Origin of the sequence: Brachyspira sp. SAP_772 (assembly GCF_009755885.1) — a bacterium.
GTDB lineage: Bacteria > Spirochaetota > Brachyspiria > Brachyspirales > Brachyspiraceae > Brachyspira.
The window spans coordinates 1-1,000 of record NZ_VYIX01000044.1; the positions used below are offsets into that span (position 1 = coordinate 1).

Genomic DNA, 1,000 nt, shown 5'->3' on the forward strand with positions numbered 1-1,000 from the left:
ATAATAGAAAGTTTAATAAAAAAAACAAAAGAAATTAAAGCAGTTGATGATGTGTGTTTAGAAATTAAAAGAGGAGAAATACTTGCTATTATAGGAGAATCTGGCAGCGGAAAAACAACTATAGGCAAATTGATAATGAAATTAATAGAGCCTACTTCTGGAAATATTATATTTGAAAATGAAAAYATTAATAATTTTGATAAAGAACAAATAAAAAAATAYAGACAAAATGTGCAGATGATATTTCARGACCCTTATGCCTCAATGAACCCTAGATTTAAAATAAAAGATGTATTAAAAGAGGCACTTTATATTCATAATATAGAAGGCGATGAAAAACATTATGATGAAATGGTGATAAAAGCACTTGAAGATGTAAAGATAAATCCTCCTGAAGAGTTTATGGATAGATATCCTCATATGCTTTCTGGAGGTCAGCGTCAAAGAATAGCAACTGCTCGTGCTTTAATACTTAATCCAAAACTAATTGTTGCTGATGAGCCTGTATCTATGATAGATTTGTCTACAAGAGCAGAAATACTTTATATGATGAAAGAAGTACAAATAGAAAAACAATTAAGCTATATTTATATTACTCATGATTTGTCAACTGCTAAATATTTTGCAGACACAATAGCAGTAATGTATTTGGGAAATATTGTAGARATAGGAGAAGCTAATGAAATAATAGAAAATCCTAAACACCCATATACTAAAGCATTAATCTCTGCAGTACCAGATGCTTCTACAGGAAGAGCAAATATYATTAAAGAGCTTCCAATTAAAGGAGAGATTCCTAATGCATCAAATATACCAACAGGCTGCAGATTTCACACAAGATGTATATATGCAAAACCTGAATGCCAAAATACTCAAGTTATGTTAAAAGATATAAACAGTAATCATAAATCAGCTTGCCTATTTTACGAAAGTATATAAAAAATTATACTCCATTCCAAGAAGCAGCATTATTCTGATAAGCCCACTGGTAAGAATCATT

At 29.7% G+C, this 1,000-nt stretch carries 1 protein-coding gene; it reads left to right on the top strand.

Going from position 1 to position 1,000, the window contains the following annotated elements; translation table 11 throughout:
• Positions 1-939 (top strand): ABC transporter ATP-binding protein (locus tag GQX97_RS12440; RefSeq protein ID WP_157152230.1); only part of this gene is annotated, 939 nt, incomplete at its 5' end.
• Between the last annotated feature and the right edge of the window lie 61 nt (positions 940-1,000).